The 17,363-nt window shown below is 62.0% G+C and carries 15 protein-coding genes; 1 reads left to right on the top strand and 14 read right to left on the bottom strand.

Annotated elements, in window-relative coordinates; genetic code table 11:
- Positions 1-56: 56 nt before the first annotated feature.
- From J0O65_RS23310 to J0O65_RS23245, 14 genes are all read right to left on the bottom strand, one after another.
- The gene (locus J0O65_RS23310; RefSeq protein WP_215409576.1) at positions 57-1,157 is read right to left on the bottom strand and encodes a hypothetical protein; all 1,101 of its coding nucleotides are present in this window, start codon (positions 1,155-1,157) and stop codon (positions 57-59) included.
- Positions 1,158-1,214: 57 nt separating this feature from the next.
- Positions 1,215-2,090 carry a flagellin N-terminal helical domain-containing protein gene (locus tag J0O65_RS23305; RefSeq protein ID WP_215409575.1) on the bottom strand — a complete coding sequence of 292 codons (876 nt, stop codon included), beginning with the start codon at positions 2,088-2,090 and terminating at the stop codon, positions 1,215-1,217.
- A gap of 181 nt (positions 2,091-2,271) precedes the next feature.
- Positions 2,272-3,147 (bottom strand): flagellin N-terminal helical domain-containing protein, encoded by an 876-nt coding sequence (locus J0O65_RS23300; RefSeq protein WP_215409574.1) that lies wholly within the window; start codon positions 3,145-3,147, stop codon positions 2,272-2,274.
- Between the two features lie 243 nt (positions 3,148-3,390).
- Positions 3,391-4,266 (bottom strand): flagellin N-terminal helical domain-containing protein, encoded by an 876-nt coding sequence (locus tag J0O65_RS23295; protein WP_215409573.1) that lies wholly within the window; start codon positions 4,264-4,266, stop codon positions 3,391-3,393.
- Positions 4,267-4,428: 162 nt separating this feature from the next.
- Entirely contained in the window at positions 4,429-5,436 is a 1,008-nt protein-coding gene (locus J0O65_RS23290; protein ID WP_215409572.1) for a Rieske 2Fe-2S domain-containing protein, read from the bottom strand.
- A 5-nt stretch (positions 5,437-5,441) separates the two neighbouring features.
- Complete coding sequence (locus J0O65_RS23285) at positions 5,442-6,074, bottom strand: acetyltransferase (RefSeq protein WP_215409571.1); 633 nt, start codon at positions 6,072-6,074, stop codon at positions 5,442-5,444.
- A gap of 40 nt (positions 6,075-6,114) precedes the next feature.
- A complete protein-coding gene (locus tag J0O65_RS23280; protein ID WP_215409642.1) occupies positions 6,115-6,870 on the bottom strand; it encodes an SDR family NAD(P)-dependent oxidoreductase in 756 nt (251 codons plus the stop codon).
- Between the two features lie 7 nt (positions 6,871-6,877).
- Entirely contained in the window at positions 6,878-7,933 is a 1,056-nt protein-coding gene (locus tag J0O65_RS23275) for a ketoacyl-ACP synthase III (protein ID WP_215409570.1), read from the bottom strand.
- Between the two features lie 2 nt (positions 7,934-7,935).
- Positions 7,936-8,154: an acyl carrier protein gene (locus tag J0O65_RS23270; RefSeq protein WP_215409569.1), complete on the bottom strand. Its 219-nt coding sequence runs from the start codon at positions 8,152-8,154 to the stop codon at positions 7,936-7,938.
- 67 nt (positions 8,155-8,221) lie between these two features.
- Positions 8,222-9,238 carry a 3-oxoacyl-ACP synthase III family protein gene (locus J0O65_RS23265; RefSeq protein ID WP_215409568.1) on the bottom strand — a complete coding sequence of 339 codons (1,017 nt, stop codon included), beginning with the start codon at positions 9,236-9,238 and terminating at the stop codon, positions 8,222-8,224.
- A gap of 59 nt (positions 9,239-9,297) precedes the next feature.
- Complete coding sequence (locus J0O65_RS23260) at positions 9,298-10,026, bottom strand: LbetaH domain-containing protein (RefSeq protein WP_215409567.1); 729 nt, start codon at positions 10,024-10,026, stop codon at positions 9,298-9,300.
- Positions 10,026-11,177 (bottom strand): DegT/DnrJ/EryC1/StrS family aminotransferase, encoded by a 1,152-nt coding sequence (locus tag J0O65_RS23255; RefSeq protein WP_215409566.1) that lies wholly within the window; start codon positions 11,175-11,177, stop codon positions 10,026-10,028. The genes J0O65_RS23260 and J0O65_RS23255 overlap by 1 nt, the downstream gene beginning before the upstream one ends.
- Complete coding sequence (locus J0O65_RS23250; protein ID WP_215409565.1) at positions 11,177-14,344, bottom strand: tetratricopeptide repeat protein; 3,168 nt, start codon at positions 14,342-14,344, stop codon at positions 11,177-11,179. The genes J0O65_RS23255 and J0O65_RS23250 overlap by 1 nt, the downstream gene beginning before the upstream one ends.
- 278 nt (positions 14,345-14,622) lie before the next feature.
- Positions 14,623-16,299 carry an electron transfer flavoprotein-ubiquinone oxidoreductase gene (locus J0O65_RS23245; protein WP_215409564.1) on the bottom strand — a complete coding sequence of 559 codons (1,677 nt, stop codon included), beginning with the start codon at positions 16,297-16,299 and terminating at the stop codon, positions 14,623-14,625.
- 264 nt (positions 16,300-16,563) lie between these two features.
- Between J0O65_RS23245 and J0O65_RS23240 the strand changes: the two genes are divergently transcribed.
- On the top strand, positions 16,564-17,340 hold the full coding sequence (locus J0O65_RS23240) for an SDR family oxidoreductase (RefSeq protein ID WP_034752351.1): 777 nt from the start codon (positions 16,564-16,566) through the stop codon (positions 17,338-17,340).
- Positions 17,341-17,363: the final 23 nt, after the last annotated feature.

Below are 17,363 nucleotides of genomic sequence, written 5' to 3'. Positions count from 1 at the left end.
AAATGAAAACGGCGCTGCGGGCGCCGTTTTCTTTATGCAGTATCAATCTTGCCGCGTCAATCCTGCTCGTCGATGGGCGGCAGCAGCTCGTGCTCCTGGCCGTCGGCCAGCAGCAGCACGGTGCCGCCTTGCGCCGTGTCTTCGTCGTCGCCATAGTCGTAAGCGAGCGGCGCCGCCACTTCCTTCGAAACGGCGATGGTTTCCTCTTCGGCTTCTGCCGCGGGGGCCGCGGGCGCGTCGGGGTCGGCCGCCGCTTCCGCTTCCGGCTGCGTCAGCAGCAGCGCCACTTCGGCCATGGCGCGGAACAGGGCCAGCGACAGCGAGGCGGCGCCCGCCTGCATCGGGTAATTGCCATGCACGCGCTGCGCGTGCAGCTGGCGGTTCAGGCGGCAGCGCACCACGCGCAGGCCGGCGCGCCGCACGGCGCCGGCGATCTCGGGCAGGGCCAGGCGCACATGGCGCGATGCGGCTTCCTCGTCGGCGGCCAGCTCCAGCAGCACGCCGTCGCCGGCCGGCTCCATCTGGATCACGACCCGGCCGATGCCGATGATGATCAGTTCGACGCGCAGCGCCACCTTGCCGCGCCGCCTGGGCGTTGCCTCGTCTTCCTCGTCGCTGGCCAGCACGCGCAGCAGCAGGCGTTGACCGCCCCAGCCATACACGGCGAAGCGCCACGCTTCGCTGTCGACCGTCAGTGGAGGGCGAGCGCCTTCGCGCAGCAGGGCCGGTTGCTGCTCGGCCATGAAGAGGCTGCCCGGCACGTGCTGGCCGCGCGCCTGTTCCTGCAGGGCCGCATATTGCTCGCCATACGTCTTGACCATCACGCGCCACGAGGCGGCCAGCTGCGCCGCGTCGGGCGGCTGCCAGACCAGCTGGCGCGTGAAGAACAGCTGATTGACCTGCATGGCGCTGCTGTCGCGCGGCATGGCGCCGCCCGTGCCGTCGGCATTCGGCTTGATGAGGGACGCCAGGCTGTCCTGCCCCTGCTGTTGCAGCTGGGCGGGCAGGGTGCCGGCGTCCGGCGCGGGCGCCATGTAGGGGCCGATGGGCACCAGCGGCTGTACCACGCCCGGCACCATCGGCGTGGCGGGGCTGACGTCGAAGCGCTGGGTAATCAGGGGCACCGGGTTGCCCGATGAAATGCGGTCTATCGCCATGCCATTGTTTCCTGCTGGTCCATATTAATCCGATCCGCCATCGCGCCCTGCCGGTAACTATTGTAGTAGAGAGAGAATCAGCTTGCTCATGCTCTGGCTTTGCTTGAGCATGGCCGTGCTGGCCTGCAGCAGCATTTGCGCCGAGGTCATGTTGGCGCTTTCGGCCGCGTAATCGACATCCATGATGCGGCCGATGGCGGTCCTGGTGTTGGTGACCATGTTGGACAGGTTATTGTAGATGTGGCCGAGCCGGTTCGCGGTGGCGCCCAGCGCCGAGCGCAGGCTGCCGACCTTGTCGACGGCCGCCGCCAGCAGGTCGATCATGCCGTTGGCGCTGCCGTTGCTGGCAAATTCGCTGCCGGCCGTGGCGCCCGGTGCGAAATTGACGGAGATCGCCCGCAGCGCCGCATCGAGGCCGGCCATGTCGCCCGCCACGTTGAACTGCATGGTCTCGCTGCCGGTGGCGCCGATCTGGAACGTCATCGCCTGCGACAAGGTGCCTTGGCCGGCGCTGCCGTTGCCCAGCAATAAAGTGCCGCCATAGCGGGTATTCGTCATCACGTTGTACAGTTCGGCGCCCAGCGCATCGTATTCGCCCTGCATGGCGTCGCGGTCCTTCTGGTTCGACGAGGCGTCCGCTGCCTGGGTGGCCAGGTCCTTCATGCGCACCAGCATGGCGGTGACTTCGCCAAATGCGCCTTCGGCCGTTTGCAGCAGGGAAGTGCTGTTCTGCGTGTTGCGCATGGCTACTGCCATGCCGCTGGTCTGGGCGCTCAGCCTGGTGGCGATCTGCAAGCCGGCCGCATCATCCATGGCCGAGTTGATGCGAAAACCGGTGGCGAGGCGCGTCATCGACGTCGACAGCATTTGCTGTGCCCAGCCCATGGCCCGCTGGGCTGACAGTGCGGCAGTATTGGTATGAATGCTCAGCACGCGGCGGCTCCAGTGGACGATTGTTCGGTGTTCTACCTTGTATAGGCGACTATGCCGGCAACATCGTTAAATGTGACGGCAATTTAGTTCAACATGCAAGGAAGGCCTGCGATTGCAGGCGAAAAAAAAGCCAGACCGGAGTCTGGCTTCGAGAGGCTGGCCGCAAGCGGCCGAGTTCCTATTATTGCAGCAGGGACATGACCATCGAGGACATGCTGTTGCTTTGTTTCAGCATCGCGGTGCCAGCTTGCAGCAGCATTTGCGACGACGTCATGTTCGAGCTTTCGGTGGCGAAGTCGGTGTCCATGATGCGGCCGGTAGCGGCTTTGGTGTTGGTGGCGATGTTCGACAAGTTGGTGTTGACGTGGTCCAGACGGTTAGCCGTCGCGCCCAGTGCCGAACGCACGGTGCTGACGCTGTCGATGGCGGCGGCCAGCTTGCCGATGGTGGCGTTGGCGGAAGCGGTCAGTTCCGTGGCGCCGGTCGATGCGGCTGCGGCGAAGTTTGTGCTCAGGCCGGTCAGGGCAGCGTTCAGCGAGGTCAGGTTGCCGGAAACGTCGAAGCTCATTTTTTCGGTCGAGCTGGCGCCGATCTGGAACGTCATCGATGCCGACAGCGTGCCAGCCGTAGCTGCCGAACCGTCGCCCAGCAGCTTGGTGCCGCCGAACGTGGTGTTGGTCATCACGTTGTACAGTTCCTGGCCCAATGCGTTGTATTCAGCTTGCATGGCGGTCTTGTCGTTGGCGGTCGACGAGGCATCGGCTGCCTGGGTCGCCAAGTCTTTCATGCGCACCAGCATGTTGGTCACTTCGGCGAATGCGCCTTCAGCCGTTTGCAGCAGCGAGGTGCTGTTTTGCGTGTTGTTCATCGCAACGGTCATGCCGCTGGTTTGTGCTTTCAGGCGGGTGGCGATTTGCAGGCCGGCAGCGTCGTCCATGGCCGAGTTGATACGGAAGCCGGTCGAGAGGCGCGTCATCGAAGTCGACAGTTTGGACTGGGTGTTCGTGATCGAATTTTGTGCCGACAGGGAGGCAGCGTTGGTGTGAAGACTCAGCATGGTGTCATTCCTAATTGGGTGGTTGCGGTGAGGAGCGACGGTTTATCTGCTCCTACCAGTACAAGACGACCGTGCCGCCACCTTGATTAAATGCTTTAAGGAAATTTTTTAAAATAAATGGTATTTCTTGCTCCGCCGGCCTGTCCGGCCGGTGTTGCGGCATGCCTGCGCAAGGTGCGTACGAAAAAAAAGCCAGACCGCAGTCTGGCTTCGATGGAATGGCCGCAGGGGGCCAAGTCCATATTATTGCAGCAGGGACATGACCATCGAGGACATGCTGTTGCTTTGTTTCAGCATCGCGGTGCCAGCTTGCAGCAGCATTTGCGACGACGTCATGTTCGAGCTTTCGGTGGCGAAGTCGGTGTCCATGATGCGGCCGGTAGCGGCTTTGGTGTTGGTGGCGATGTTCGACAAGTTGGTGTTGACGTGGTCCAGACGGTTGGCCGTCGCGCCCAGTGCCGAACGCACGGTGCTGACGCTGTCGATGGCGTCAGCCAGCAGGCCGATGGTGGTGTTGGCGGAAGTCGTCAGTTCCGAGGAAGTCGTCGTGCCTGCCGAGGAGAAATTCGTGCTCAGGCCGCCCAGGGCCGTATTCAGCGCGCTCAGATTGGCGGAGACGTCAAAGCTCATTTTTTCCGTCGAGCTGGCGCCGATCTGGAACGTCATCGACGCCGACAGGGTGGCGCCCGAGCCGGCGGTGCCGTTGCCCAGCAGCTTGGTGCCGCCGAACGTGGTGTTGGTCATCACGTTGTACAGTTCCTGGCCCAGTGCATTGTATTCCGCTTGCATGGCGGTCTTGTCGTTGGCGGTCGACGAAGCATCGGCTGCCTGGGTCGCCAAGTCTTTCATGCGCACCAGCATGTTGGTCACTTCGGCGAATGCGCCTTCAGCCGTTTGCAGCAGCGAGGTGCTGTTTTGCGTGTTGTTCATCGCAACGGTCATGCCGCTGGTTTGTGCTTTCAGGCGGGTGGCGATTTGCAGGCCGGCAGCATCGTCCATGGCCGAGTTGATGCGGAAGCCGGTGGACAGGCGCGTCATCGAAGTCGACAGTTTGGACTGGGTGTTGGTGATCGAATTTTGTGCCGACAGGGAGGCAGCGTTGGTGTGAAGGCTCAGCATGGTGTCATTCCTAATTGGGTGGTTGCGGTGAGGAGCGACTTTTAGCTGCTCCTACCAGTACAAGACGACCGCACCGACACCTTAATTAAATGCTTTGAGGAAAAATTTTGAATTGTTTTTCGGCCTTGCCACAGGAAGGGGGCATGCCCCCAGTACTGCGGCCTAGTTGCTGGCGGCAAGAAGGCAAGCGCGGAAGTGGGCAATTTTCTCTTCGTCGCTGGACAGTATGCCAAAGCGGGGGTTGTCGGCCGCATCTTTGGCGATGCGTTTGCAGATGGCATGATCCTCCTCAAATACCTGGCGGTTCATGCGCGCGCTGGAATCGAAAAAGCCTTGCAGCGCGGCCGCACTGGATGCACTGGCGGCGCCATTGAGCAGGCGGCTGGAAAAGTGCGTGCGCCATGGCTGCGCGGACGGGAAGAAGTGTTGCAGCGAATAGGAATACGAATAGGTCGACGAGAGCATGGTAAATGGAAACAGGTACAGGCTCTGATAACCTTCGTATTGCTGGTCTAGCTGGAACAGGCGTTTGATGGAACGTAATTTTTTTGCCATGGGCGCGTTGCCCAGTTCCGCCTGCCACACGGAGGTCCACGGCGTAAACTGATTGCTGCCATCGCCAAGCTGCAATTCGGCCAGCGATTCCGGATGGACGAAGGGCACGTGCAGCGGTTCCAGCGCATTTTCCAGCGCGAGGCGCCAGTCGCATTCGTAGGTATAGGCGTTGAGGTCGCTGCGCCCCGCGATATTGAAGGAGATATCGGCCAGCAGCGCGTAGGTGTCGCCCAACTGCTCGTCCAGCGTCATGCGTGGCGCTGGCGCGGCGAACAGGAAGTCGGCACACCAGTCCAGTTGCAGGGTATACAGCTTTGCGTTCTCCAGGTCGGCTTGCGCATACCGTTCGCGGCATGGGATATGCATGGTGCCAGCGCGGTAGGACCAGCCATGGTAGGGGCAGACCAGCGGCGCGTTGCCGTGTGTCTCGGTGAAAAAACGCGTGCCGCGGTGCGGGCACAGATTGTCGAAGGCGAGCAGATTGCCCTGGTCGTTATATACGACCACTTCCTCGCCCAGCCATTCCAGTTTGAGATAGTCGCCGCTGGATGGCAGTTCGCTGCGATGGCACAGCAGGTGCCAGAAACCGTCGCGTAGTTGTTGTGCTTGTTGCATGGCATTCATAAGGTCTTGGCCGGTTGGGCATACACGGTGGCGCCATCGGCAACGCGGCGCATCACCACTGCGCCGGCGCCGACGGTGGCGCGCTCGCCGATGGCGACGCGCGGCAGGATGGAGGCGCCCGATCCCACCATGACGGCCGCGCCCAGGCGCACGGCGCCCGTGATGTCCACGTGCGAACTGAGCGTGCAGCCCTTGCCTAGCACGGCGTCATGGCCGACGCTGGAGTAGCTGTTGATGGTGACGAAATCCCCCACGTCGCTGCCGGCCGAGACCAGGGCGAATGGACAGATGACGGCGCCTTGGCCCAGGCGGGCCGTGCGGGCCACGATGGCGCTCGGGTGGACCAGTGTGTGGAAGCGCGCGCCGCGCGCCGCCAGTTCCTCCGCGATACGCAGCTTGGCTTGCGGTGCGCCGATCGCCAGCAGCAGCGCGTCGTCGGACGCCGGCTCATAGTCGCTGATGCTGCCGAGCACGGGGTAGGCATAGTGGGCGTCCAGCGCGGGCATGGCTGGCATGGTGTCGTCCAGCAAGCCAACGATGCGCTCGCTGGCCGGATCGAGACTGTCTTCCAGCCAGCACAGCAGTTCACGGGCAAAGCGGCCGGCGCCGACGACGATGATATTTTTCATGCGATTTCCAGTAGGTGATCGGACGGATGGGCGTGGCGCGTCAGCGTGCCAGGTAGCCGCCGTCGACGGCCCAGGTGGCGCCGCTGACCCAGCGTCCCGCCGGGGACAGCAGGAAGGCCGCCGTTTGCGCGATATCGTCGCTGCTGCCAAAGCCCAGCGGATGGCGCAGCTGATAGGCTTGCATCGCTTCATCGGGCAGGCCGCGCGTCAGGCGCGCATGCATTTCAGTGGCGACGGCGCCGGAGGCAATGCTGTTGACGCGCATCGCGCGCGACGCCAGTTCCACGGCCAGCGCGCGCACCAGGCCGTCAATGGCGGCTTTGGCCGCCGAATAGACACTCATGCCGGATTGGCCGCTCTGACCTGCCACCGAGGACATGAACAGCAGCGCCGCGCCATCGCGCATCACGCCGCGCAGCGCGGCCGCGCGGCCTAATGCCAGTGCGGTTTTCACGCTGGACTCGAAGACGTCGTCAAACTGTTGTGATTTCGATAGCTTGACGGGACGCAGCAGTTCCACGCCTGCGGCGTGGAAGAGGCCGGAAAAGGGCCGGTCTGCACTGACCCGCTTCATGAAGTCGACGATGTGGTCGCCGCCATCGAGCGTCAGCGTTTCAGCCAGGTGGCCGTCGCCGGGCAGGGCCTGCAAAGTTTGCTCCAGGCGCTGCGCATCTCGGCCCGTGATCAGCAACTGGGCGCCACAGCGCGCCAGCAGCAGTGCCGTATCGCGGCCGATGCCGGACGAGGCGCCGGTGACAAGAATGCGCTGGCCAGCGAGCATGTCGGAAGTAAATATCATGGGATCAGATTTCTATCAGGCGGTTGACGCGCAGCGAGCCGAGATGCAGCATGGCGGCCGACCAGGAATAGCCGACGCCGAAGCCGAACATGGCCACGTTCTTGCCGTGCGCCTGCTCTCCGAGGCTGGTGCAGATCAGCAATGGAATCGAGGCGCTCGAGGTATTGCCGTAGCGGTCCATATTGATGGGCGCCCGCTCGGGCGGCAGCTTGGTTTTCTTGATGATGTGCTTGAGCATGAAGGTATTGGCCTGATGGAACAGGAAAGCATCGATCTGTTCCGCGTCGCGTCCGGAAAAATGCAGCAGGTCGGCCACCAGCGGCGGGATGTTCTTCAGCGTGAAATTGAAGATTTCGCCGCCATCCATGTACAGCTTGGCCGCATCGCGCTGCGCCAGGCGCGCATCGTCGCCCAGGTAGGGGCGGCAGGCGCTGGCGGCCATCATCAAGTGGCGCTCGCCGCTGCCGTCGCTGCCCAGGATGAAGTAGCTGGCCGCTGCCGCGGGGTCGAATTCCAGCGCGCTGGCCGTGCCCGCGTCGCCAAACAGCAGTGCCGTGGCGCGGTCGCTGTCGTCGACCGTCTTGCTGATGGTGTCGCCTACCAGTAACAGCACGCGCCCGATGGCCTGGCCATCGAGCATTTTCGACGCCAGCCACAGGCCGTAGGCGTAGGCGGAGCAACCCAGGTTGACGTCGAACGCCACGCAAGCCTTGTGCAGGCCCAGGCGGCCGTGTAGCGCGCAGGCCGTGGCCGGCAGCACATAGTCGGGTGTCTGCGAGATGAAAATCAGCGCATCGACACTGTCGCGTTCCCAGCCCAGGTCTGCCAGCAGGGTTTCCGCCGCCGCCTGGCACAGGTCGGCCGTGGTTTGTCCTTCCGGCGCGCGTCGGCGCGACTGCACGCCGATCATCTTGCTTACGTCGGCCACGCCGGCGGCGCCAAAGCGCTCCTCGAACGCGGCATTATGAATTTCCGTGCGCGGCAAGGCGCAGACGACGCCGCGCAAGGCCAGGTGTGCGGAGGTAAACGGCAAGCCCGAAGCGAGGCGCAGGCTGGACATGTTCAGGCCTTGACGGTGATCAATGCCAGTACGTCGGCCAGGGTGACGCACTGCGCCAGGGCCTGGCCATCGAGCATCTGGTCGAACAGGTCATCGACCAGCGCGATGGTGGAAATGATGGCCAGCGAATCCCAGGCGTAGTCGCCCAGGTTCAGTTGCGGCCCGATCTTGTCGGCGTCGATTTCCAAGATGTCGGCCATGCCGTTGAAAAATTCTTGCATAATCATTTCTTTCGGAATAAATAACTGGTCAGTGAGCAGGGGGGCGTCCATGGATGGCCTGGCAGCGCTACAGATGCGCCAAGGTGCCGCCCCACGAATAGCCGACGCCAAAGCCCAGCAGCAGGGCGGTGTCGCCAGGACGGATGCGGCCCGACTGGCGCGCCCGCGCGATGGCAATCGGTATGGTCGAGGAGACGGTATTGCCGACGGTATCGATTTCAATCACGAATTTGGCTTCCGGGATGCGGATCTTGCGGCGCAAGGCGTCGAGCATGAATTTATTTGCCTGATGGAAGATCACGTGGTCGATATCATCCAGCGTCTTTCCTGCGGCATCGAGCAATTCCTGCATTGTACGCGGCACCGCGCCCAGTGTGAACTGGACGATCTCGGCGCCGTCCATGAACAGGTCGTCCTGGCTGCGCCAGTTGCCCGAGGCATCTTCGCTTTCCACCGCCGTGGCCGCGCTGCGCGGCAGGCGCATGGCGCCGGCCGGGACGATCAGATTCTTCGCGCCGCTGCCGTCCGTGCCCAGCACGAAAGGCCCCAATCCCTGCTGCGTTGCGCCGCCGGACACCAGGCTGGCCGCCGCCGCATCGCCAAATAGGGTGCGCACGCTGCGGTCGCGCGGGTTGATGAACTTGGAATATGTATCGGCCGTCAGGATCAGCACCTGCTTGCGGATGCCGGCTTCGATCAGGCCCTTGGCCATCGCCAGCGCATACACGTAGCCAGAGCAGCCGAGGTTGATGTCCAGTGCGCCGCACGAGGTGGGCAGGCGAAGGCGCTGCTGCAGGACGCAGGCGCTGCTGGGCAGAAAATGGTCGGGCGCCTGCGTGCACAGGATCAGGAAGTCGATACCGTCGCGCTCGATAGCATGCTCGCTGAACAGCTTTTCTGCCGCATGGAAGGCCAGGTCGCTTGCCGTTTCATCGGCTGCGGCGATATGCCGCTCGGCGATGCCGGTCTTGTCGAAAATCTTTTGCGCCGACCACTCACCCAATTCCTGCGCTAGGGCGTCGTTGGTCAAGGTGGCCTGCGGCAGGTGATAGGCGATGGCGGTAAGTTGGGCGTGGTTCTGCATGCGTGGCCGTTGGGTCAGGTGTCGGTGGCGTCAGGATGGAAAGGCGAAGCTGGCTATCTTCAGGCGGATGCCTGGCCGTGCGCTTGTTCCCATTGCTGGCGGCTGTTTTTCAGGATGTCGATGATCAGCAGGGCCTTTGCCTCGTCCGTGCACATATCTTCCAGGAACATGGCATTGTTGTCGCGTACCCAGGTCAGTGGCATTTCCCACCAGGCAAGTTCCAGCAGTGCGGCGCGCACTTTTTCCGTGAAACGGTAGCGTATCAGGCGCGCCGGCGAGCCGGCATAAATTCCATAGGGTTCTGAGCGGAAATTCGGTGGCAACAGCGAACGGGCGCCGATGACGCAGCCGTTTTCGATCACGCTGCCGCCCAGCACCATCACTTCGTCGCCGATCCAGATATCGTTCTTGATCACCGTATCGGCATACTGCGGCTGTGGCGCATTTTTCAAGCCGCCGCCGAGGATCGACAGCATGTATGTCGAGATCGTGCGCATCTCGTGCTGGCCATTGAGCAGGAAGCGCAGGCGTGAACCACCGGCCACGTACCGTCCCACGCACAGGCTTTGCCGCCCGCTGTCGTATTTCACCAGCGAACCGATGCCAAAACCGGAGCCGCGTCCGATGTAGAAGTGCCCGCTTGTCGGTTCCTGGTCCAGCCAGTCGCGGAAAAATTGGTGGGGCAAGGTGCTGATGGCGCCATCGTCGTAGCCCAGTACCGTGAATTGGGCCGACCACGGATGGTTTTCCGTCACACCGGAAAAATTGGTTTCGGTGGAAATGTTCATCAGGCGACGTTCCGTATCAGTTCTTGTTCCCGTGCGGGGGCGGCGATCATGGCAATAATGGCGTCCACGCTTGCCATCTCCAGGTCCGGATAGATCGGCAGGCAGATCACTTGCGATGCTGCCAGTCGCGCCACTGGCAGGTTGCCATGCGCTGCAGACGGCATCCCGCGGTACATCGGAAAGTCGCTGATCAATGGGTAAAAGTAGCGGCGCGCGTAGATTTCCTGGTCGCGCAGCAGCTGGAACAGGGCATCGCGCGACAGCGGGTAATCGGGGCCGACCAGGATCGGGAAATAGGCGTGGTTGGCCGCCTCGCCTTCGCCTTGCTGCACGCAGGTGATGCCGTCGATGCCGGCCAGCTGCTGGCGATAATGTGCATCGATGGCCTTGCGCTTCTGGCGCGCGCCGTCGATGCCCTTGAGCTGCAGCAAGCCGAAGGCGGCATTGATCTCGCTCATCTTGCCATTGATGCCGGCGGCCACGACCGTGACTTCATCGACGAAGCCGAAGTTTTTCAGGTGGTCGATGCGCTGCTTGGTCTTGGCGTCAGGGCAGACGATGGCGCCACCTTCGAAGGTGTTGAAGATCTTCGTGGCGTGAAAGCTGATGACGGACAGGTCGCCGTGATTGAGCACGCTGCCGCCGCGGTGGCGCACGCCGAACGCATGCGCCGCATCGTAGATCACCTTCAGGTTGTAGTTGTCGGCGATTTTCTCGATGGCTTCGATGTCGCACGGCCGGCCGTAGCAGTGCACGGGCATGATGGCGGTGGTCTGCGGCGTGATGGCTGCCTCGATTTTGCCCGGATCGAGATTCAGGCTGTGCGGCTCGATGTCGGCAAAGACAGGTTTGATGTTATTCCACAGCAATGAATGAGCGGTGGCGACAAACGAATACGGCGTCGTGATGACTTCACCGTTGATGCGCAGCGCCTGCAAGGCCGTCATCAAGGCCAGCGTGCCATTGGCGAACAGGCAGATGTGTTTGACGCCCAGGTAGTCGCACAGCGCCTGTTCCAGTTGCTGGTGGAAGGGGCCACCATTGGTCAGGATCTTGTTGTCCCAAATCGTCTGCAGATACGGCAGGAAGTCTTCCAGCGGTGGCAGCAGGGGCTGGGTCACATAGACCGGCTTGTTTTGTTGATTGCTCATCATAATCCGATCGGCGGGTTGGGCACGGCCACGGGGGCTTCGAACGACACTGGTGGCAAACCATCGCACCAGCGTTGCCAGGCGATGCGCATGGCGTTCTCGAATCCTTCAGCGATCAGTTTCGGCTTGCCCATGGTCGAACGTTCCAAGCGGTGCCGCACGCTGAGGCGGTACGCGCCCAGCAGCAAGGGATTGGCCGCGATGGCCACGCCCTTGCGTACGAAATCGTCGTCATCGGTGGCGATGAACTCTTCCAGCTCGACCTGGCGCAGGATGGACGTGCCGGCGCAGCTGGGCAACGTCGGCCCTGCCACGGTGAGCGTCGGCACGCCCATCCACAGTGCGTGGAAGGTGGTCGTGCCGCCGCCATACGGGAAGGTGTCGAGGCACAGGTCGACGCGGTGGTGCATGGCCATGAACTGGCTCATGCCGGTGCGGCCTTCAAAGGTGAGCCGCTCCGGCGCAATGCCTTCTTCGTTGAACCAGTCCCTTAGCTGCGCCGGCGCCGCCGACGTGGGCATGGCGGCGAGCAGCATGCGGGAATCGGGCAGTGCGCGCAGCAGCCTGGACCAGCGCGCGACTACCTGCCGGTTGATTTTGCTCAAACGATTGAAGCTGCCGAAGGTGAGGTATCCATTGCTCAGCGCGGGCGCGGGCTCGATGCCGGGCGCATATTGCGATGGCAGAAACGGTGCGCAGGCAGGTAGCAGCAGCAGTTTTTCAGTGAACTGGCTGTCGAATTTGCCGGGCGGCGAAAAGAATGGATCGCTCAGATAGTAATCCATCGCTTCCAGGCCCGTGGTGAGCGGATAGCCGATCCAGCTCGCCTGGAGCGGCGCTGGCTTGGCGGCAAACATCAGCAGGCGGTTCTTGCCCGTGTGGCCGGACAGGTCGATCAGGATGTCGATGCCATCGTCGCGGATCAGCTGCGCCAGGTCCGGGTCGGACAGGTGCTCCACTTGGCGCCAGTGGGGAATCAGTTCGCGCAGGCGTTGCGTAACGTCGTCGTTTTGCGCATTGTTATGGTAGGCATGCAGTGACAGCTTGACGCCATCGACGAGGTTTTCCAGTATGGGAATGAGGAAATGCGGTATCGGATGGTTATGCAGGTCGCCCGAGACAAAGCCGACTTTCAGCGTGCGCAGCGGATCGCGGGTATTCTCATGCCCGCTGCGCGTCTCGGCGATGTGCTTCTCGAACGTATCGCTAAAGCGCCGGTGTTCGGCAAACAGCGTCTCGGCATCGATGTCGGCGCTATGCGACAGCAGGAACAGGTAGTTGCTGAACAGGGTTTCCCACAGCGGACAGAGATCGAGACCCTTGCGGCAGGCCGCAAGCGCTTCGTCTATGCGGCCGATATTGCTCAAGGTGGCACTGATATTGACGTAGGCGTCGCGATAGTCGGGCTGGAGCTCCAGCACCCGCTCGTAGCATTCCAGCGCTTTCAGTCTATCGTTCATGAGCACATAGCAATTGCCTAACGCAAAGTGACCGCGTGCGAATTGCGGGTCGATGTCGAGGGCCGCTAGGTATGACTGCCTGGCTTGCTCCAGTTGTTGCTGAGCCTGGTGCGCCGAGCCCCGGTTGCACAGCGCCGACATATTTTTCGGGTCCAGTTCGAGCGCCCGCGCATAGGCCGCACTGGCTTCGTCGTAGCGCCTCAGCTCCTGCAGTGCGACGCCGACATGGTTATGCGCTTCGCTATTATCGGGATCCAGTTCTAGCACGCGGTTGTAGGCGGCAACGGCCGCATCAAAACGCTTGATGGTGTTGTAGTAGTCCGCCAGTTGCCTGTGTGTCTCGGTGCTGTTGGGCGCCAACTCGGTGGCTTGCTGGAAATACTTCAGCGCATTGTCCTTGTCCTCGGCCGCGCCATGGACGATGGCGAGCTGGATACTGGCTTGCGCATCTCCGGGCTGCAGTTGCAGTACGCGAGCACAGTGCTCAAGCGCCGCCGCATAATTCTTTTGTTTGCATTGAAGCAAACCCAGATTGCTCAGCGCCTGGGTGAAATCGCCATCGAGCGCGATCGCCTGTGCATATGCGGCGATGGCTTCCTCCGTCTGGTCCAGTGACTGCAGGGCGCGTCCCAGGTTGTTGTGCAGCTTGGCGTCGCCGCCATGCAATGCGATGGCGCGCCGGTAGCTTGCCACGGCGCCCGCGTAGTCTTCGGCCTCGTGCAGCGCCGCGGCCAAATTGGCATGCGCCGCCGTGGTCTGCGGCGCCAGTTGCAGCACGGCCCGGTAGCTGACGATGGCCGCCTGCCATTGCTGCAGCTCTTGCTGGGCATTGCCCAGGTTCAGATAGATCTCCGCGTCGCCCGGCAGCAAGGCCAGCGCGCGCTGATAGCAGCCGACAGCTTCGGCGCTGCGCTGCATCGCGTGCAAAGTATTGCCGAGATTGAAATGGCCTTTGGCGTAGTCGGGACGCAGCGCCAGCGCTCGCCGGTATGCCTGTTCGGCCTGCTCCAGCTTGCCTTGCGCCTGCAGCGCCGCCGCCAGGTTGCCATGCGCCTCGACAAAGTCCGGATTCAATTCCAGTGCCTGCGTATAGCTGTCGACCGCTTGCTCGTACATGCCCCGTGCTTGCCAGGCGGTGCCTAGGTTGCCATGCGCTTCGGCATCGTTGGGTGCCAGTTGCGCGGTCTTTTGCAGGGCTTCGAAGGCATCCTTGCCCTGTAATTGCAGGGCGGTGCCCAGGACGCTCCAGGCAAAGTCCGAGTCGGGGTAGCGCTGCGTCAGGACGTGGCTGGCCGCTTCCAGCTCGGCATGGTGGCCGGCTTGATACAGATCAATGACGTGCTGCGTTTCCTGCGCTGTCGGCGTACTTGCGATAGCCGTTTCGATGCGGCTGCGCAAGCCCTGCGATTGTTCGTTGTCGAGGCCGCGCGCGATGGCTGCCGTGACGATCTCCAGCGCCTGTTCGCGTTCGCCTGCCTTGAGCAAGCCATCCGCATACGACAGCCAGAACTGACCTTCATCGGGGTTGACGGATAGCGCCTTGTGCAGATACGGCAAGCCGGCCTGGTATTGCCCGACCTGTCCCGCTAGCAAGCCCATATTGTGGTTGGCAATGGCGTGATACGGCTGTACCTGCAAAATCGCCAGGTAAAGCTCTTCCGCCTCGGCATAACGGCCAGCCTGGTGTTCGATAATTGCCTGTTGCAATTCGGCGTCGAGGGGAACTGCTGGGAGGGCGTTTGCGTTCATGGGCGGGGGGAAGGCGAAATAATTAGCAGAGGGAATTGTAACTGCTTGAAGTGCTTCTGAGAAACTTTCCGGGTGGAATTTATCCAGGAACGCTGTCGTAATGCAAACTTGGTGTTGCTGCCCGGTCAAAGCGCGGAGGAATATGATGTTTTTAATAAAAAACAGCGCGCTACCGTGGGGGAGCGCGCTGTCTTCCTGCCAGCTGGCGACGTGGCCGCCATGCATCGGGGCCGAGCTTACATATTCGGATAGTTCGGCCCGCCGCCGCCTTCCGGTGTCACCCACACGATGTTCTGCGTCGGGTCCTTGATGTCGCAGGTCTTGCAGTGCACGCAGTTTTGCGCATTGATCTGCAGGCGTTCGGCGCCGTCGTCGTTTTTCACGAATTCGTACACGCCGGCGGGACAGTAACGCGCTTCCGGACCCGCATACGTGGCCAGGTTGACGTCGACGGGCACGCTGGCGTTCTTCAGCGTCAGGTGGATAGGCTGGTCTTCCGCATGGTTCGTGTTCGAAATGAACACGGACGACATCTTGTCGAAGGTCAGCTTGCCATCCGGTTTCGGATACACGATCTTTTTCGACTGGGCCGCCGGTTTCAGGCATTCATGGTCGCCATGCGAGTGGTGCAGGGTCCACGGCGCCTTGCCGCGGAAGATCAGCTGGTCGATGCCCGTCATCAGGCTGCCCAGGTACAAACCTTTCGACAGCCAGGGCTTGACGTTGCGCGCCACGTGCAGCTCTTCATGCAGCCACGATTGTTCGAAGGCGACAGGGTAGCTCGTCAGTTCGTCGTGCTGGCGCTGTTCGCCCAGCGCGCCGAAGGCCGCGTCCGCCGCCAGCATGCCGCTCTTGATGGCCGCGTGGCTGCCCTTGATGCGGCTCATGTTCAGGAAGCCCGCATCGCAGCCGATCAGCGCGCCGCCGGCGAACACCAGTTTCGGCAACGATTGCAGGCCGCCGGCCGCGATCGCCCGCGCGCCGTACGAGATGCGCTTGCCGCCTTCGAAGAACTTGCGGATTTCCGGATGCGTCTTGTAGCGCTGGAATTCCTCGTACGGCGACAGGTAGGGGTTTTCGTAGTTCAGGCCGACGACATAGCCGACCATCACCTGGTTATTTTCCAGGTGGTACAGGAAGGAGCCGCCATAGGTTTTCGTGTCGAGAGGCCAGCCGCTCGAGTGGATCACCAGGCCCGGCTTGTGCTGGGCCGGGTCGATTTCCCACAATTCCTTGATGCCGATGCCGTACGATTGCGGGTCCTTGCCGGCGTTCAAGTCATACTTGGCCATCAATTGCTTGCCCAGGTGGCCGCGCGCGCCTTCGGCGAACAGGGTGTACTTGGCGTGCAATTCCATGCCCAGCTGGAAGTCCGGGCCCGGCTCGCCGTCGCGCTTGACGCCCATGTTGCCGGTCGCCACGCCTTTCACGGAACCGCCATCGTTGTAGAGGATTTCCGCGGCAGGGAAGCCGGGGAAGATTTCCACGCCCAGGTTTTCCGCCTGCTGGCCCATCCAGCGCACCACATTGCCCAAGGAGACGATGTAGTTGCCGTGGTTTTCAAAGCAGGCCGGCACGGCGAAGCCTGGCGTTTTATAGGCTTTCGTTTCGGTCAGGAACAGGATACGGTCTTCCGTCACCTCGGTGTTCAGGGGCGCGCCCAGTTCTTTCCAGTTCGGAATCAGTTCCGTCAGCGCTTTCGGGTCCATGATGGCGCCCGACAGGATATGCGCGCCCAGTTCGCCGCCTTTTTCCAGCACGCAGACGGACACTTCCTGGTTCTTTTCAGCGGCCAGCTGCTTCAGGCGGATCGCCGCCGCCAAGCCTGCGGGGCCACCGCCGACGATCACCACGTCATACTCCATGGTCTCGCGCGGTCCGTACTGTTCAACTAAGTTATTAGGCTGTGTCATGGTCTCGATTGTTAGTCACTCAATTAGGTAGCAAGGATAGGGAATAAAGCATCATCGGGGAAATTTAAGCACGAGTGTGCTTGTTTTTGACGAGGATTGCAACTTTGGCGCCATTTTGCGTGACATTGCCCCTCGCCGCAATCTAAATCCGGCCATTTTGTGTAATGATGGCGTTTACTTTTGCTCGAGTGCGCTGCGGGGGAATGTGCCCGATTGCCATAGGCACGGCGTAAAGTGTTGTCTAAAATAAAACAGGAGTAGCTCGTGGGCATAGAAGTCAATTTCGAGGGCAAGATTGCCCTGATTACCGGCGCATCGAGCGGCCTCGGCGCGCGCTTTGCGAAAGTGCTGGCCCAGGCCGGCGCGCAAGTCGTGCTGGCGTCGCGCCGCACCGAACGCCTGAAGGAATTGCGCGCCGAAATCGAAGCGGACGGCGGCGCCGCGCACGTGGTGTCGCTCGACGTGACCGACTTCGCCAGCATCAAGTCGGCCATCGCGCATGCGGAAACGGAAGCGGGCCCCATCGACATCCTCGTCAACAATTCCGGTGTCTCCACCACGCAACGCCTGGTCGACGTCACGCCCGAAGATTACTCGTTCGTGATGGACACCAACCTGCGCGGCTCCTTCTTCGTGGCCCAGCAGACGGCCAAGCGCATGATCGCGCGCGCCAAGGGCGACCCGAAGAAACAGCACCGCATCATCAACATCGCCTCGATGGCGGGCTTGCAGGTGCTGCCGCAGATCGGCGTGTATTGCATGAGCAAGGCGGGCATGGTGCACATGACGCGCGCCATGGCCGTGGAGTGGGGCAAGTATGGCATCAACACCAACGCCATCTGCCCCGGCTACATTTCCACGGAAATCAATGAAGATTATTTCGCCACCGAGCAGGGCAAGAAATTGATCGAGATGCTGCCCAATAAACGCCCGGGCAAGCCGGAAGACCTCGACGGCCTGCTGCTGTTGCTGGCGGGCGAGGATTCGCATTTCATCAATGGCGCCATCATCTCCGCCGATGGCGGCATGAGCACTTTCTGATCGTGCGATGGGCGGCGTCGTTG

Origin of the sequence: Janthinobacterium sp. JC611, from assembly GCF_018682595.1 — a bacterium.
GTDB lineage: Bacteria > Pseudomonadota > Gammaproteobacteria > Burkholderiales > Burkholderiaceae_D > Janthinobacterium.
The sequence above is the reverse complement of the archived record's forward strand: the minus strand, read 5'-3'. Positions and strand labels throughout refer to the sequence as shown.

Excerpts from the sequence above, each read along its gene's own strand:
- J0O65_RS23310 (WP_215409576.1), bottom strand. The coding sequence starts at position 1,157 with ATGGCGATAGACCGCATTTCATCGGGCAACCCGGTGCCCCTGATTACC.
- J0O65_RS23300 (WP_215409574.1), bottom strand. The coding sequence starts at position 3,147 with ATGCTGAGTCTTCACACCAACGCTGCCTCCCTGTCGGCACAAAATTCG.
- J0O65_RS23295 (WP_215409573.1), bottom strand. The coding sequence starts at position 4,266 with ATGCTGAGCCTTCACACCAACGCTGCCTCCCTGTCGGCACAAAATTCG.
- J0O65_RS23290 (WP_215409572.1), bottom strand. The coding sequence starts at position 5,436 with ATGCAACAAGCACAACAACTACGCGACGGTTTCTGGCACCTGCTGTGC.
- J0O65_RS23285 (WP_215409571.1), bottom strand. The coding sequence starts at position 6,074 with ATGAAAAATATCATCGTCGTCGGCGCCGGCCGCTTTGCCCGTGAACTG.
- J0O65_RS23275 (WP_215409570.1), bottom strand. The coding sequence starts at position 7,933 with ATGTCCAGCCTGCGCCTCGCTTCGGGCTTGCCGTTTACCTCCGCACAC.
- J0O65_RS23270 (WP_215409569.1), bottom strand. The coding sequence starts at position 8,154 with ATGCAAGAATTTTTCAACGGCATGGCCGACATCTTGGAAATCGACGCC.
- J0O65_RS23265 (WP_215409568.1), bottom strand. The coding sequence starts at position 9,238 with ATGCAGAACCACGCCCAACTTACCGCCATCGCCTATCACCTGCCGCAG.
- J0O65_RS23260 (WP_215409567.1), bottom strand. The coding sequence starts at position 10,026 with ATGAACATTTCCACCGAAACCAATTTTTCCGGTGTGACGGAAAACCAT.
- J0O65_RS23255 (WP_215409566.1), bottom strand. The coding sequence starts at position 11,177 with ATGAGCAATCAACAAAACAAGCCGGTCTATGTGACCCAGCCCCTGCTG.
- J0O65_RS23245 (WP_215409564.1), bottom strand. The coding sequence starts at position 16,299 with ATGACACAGCCTAATAACTTAGTTGAACAGTACGGACCGCGCGAGACC.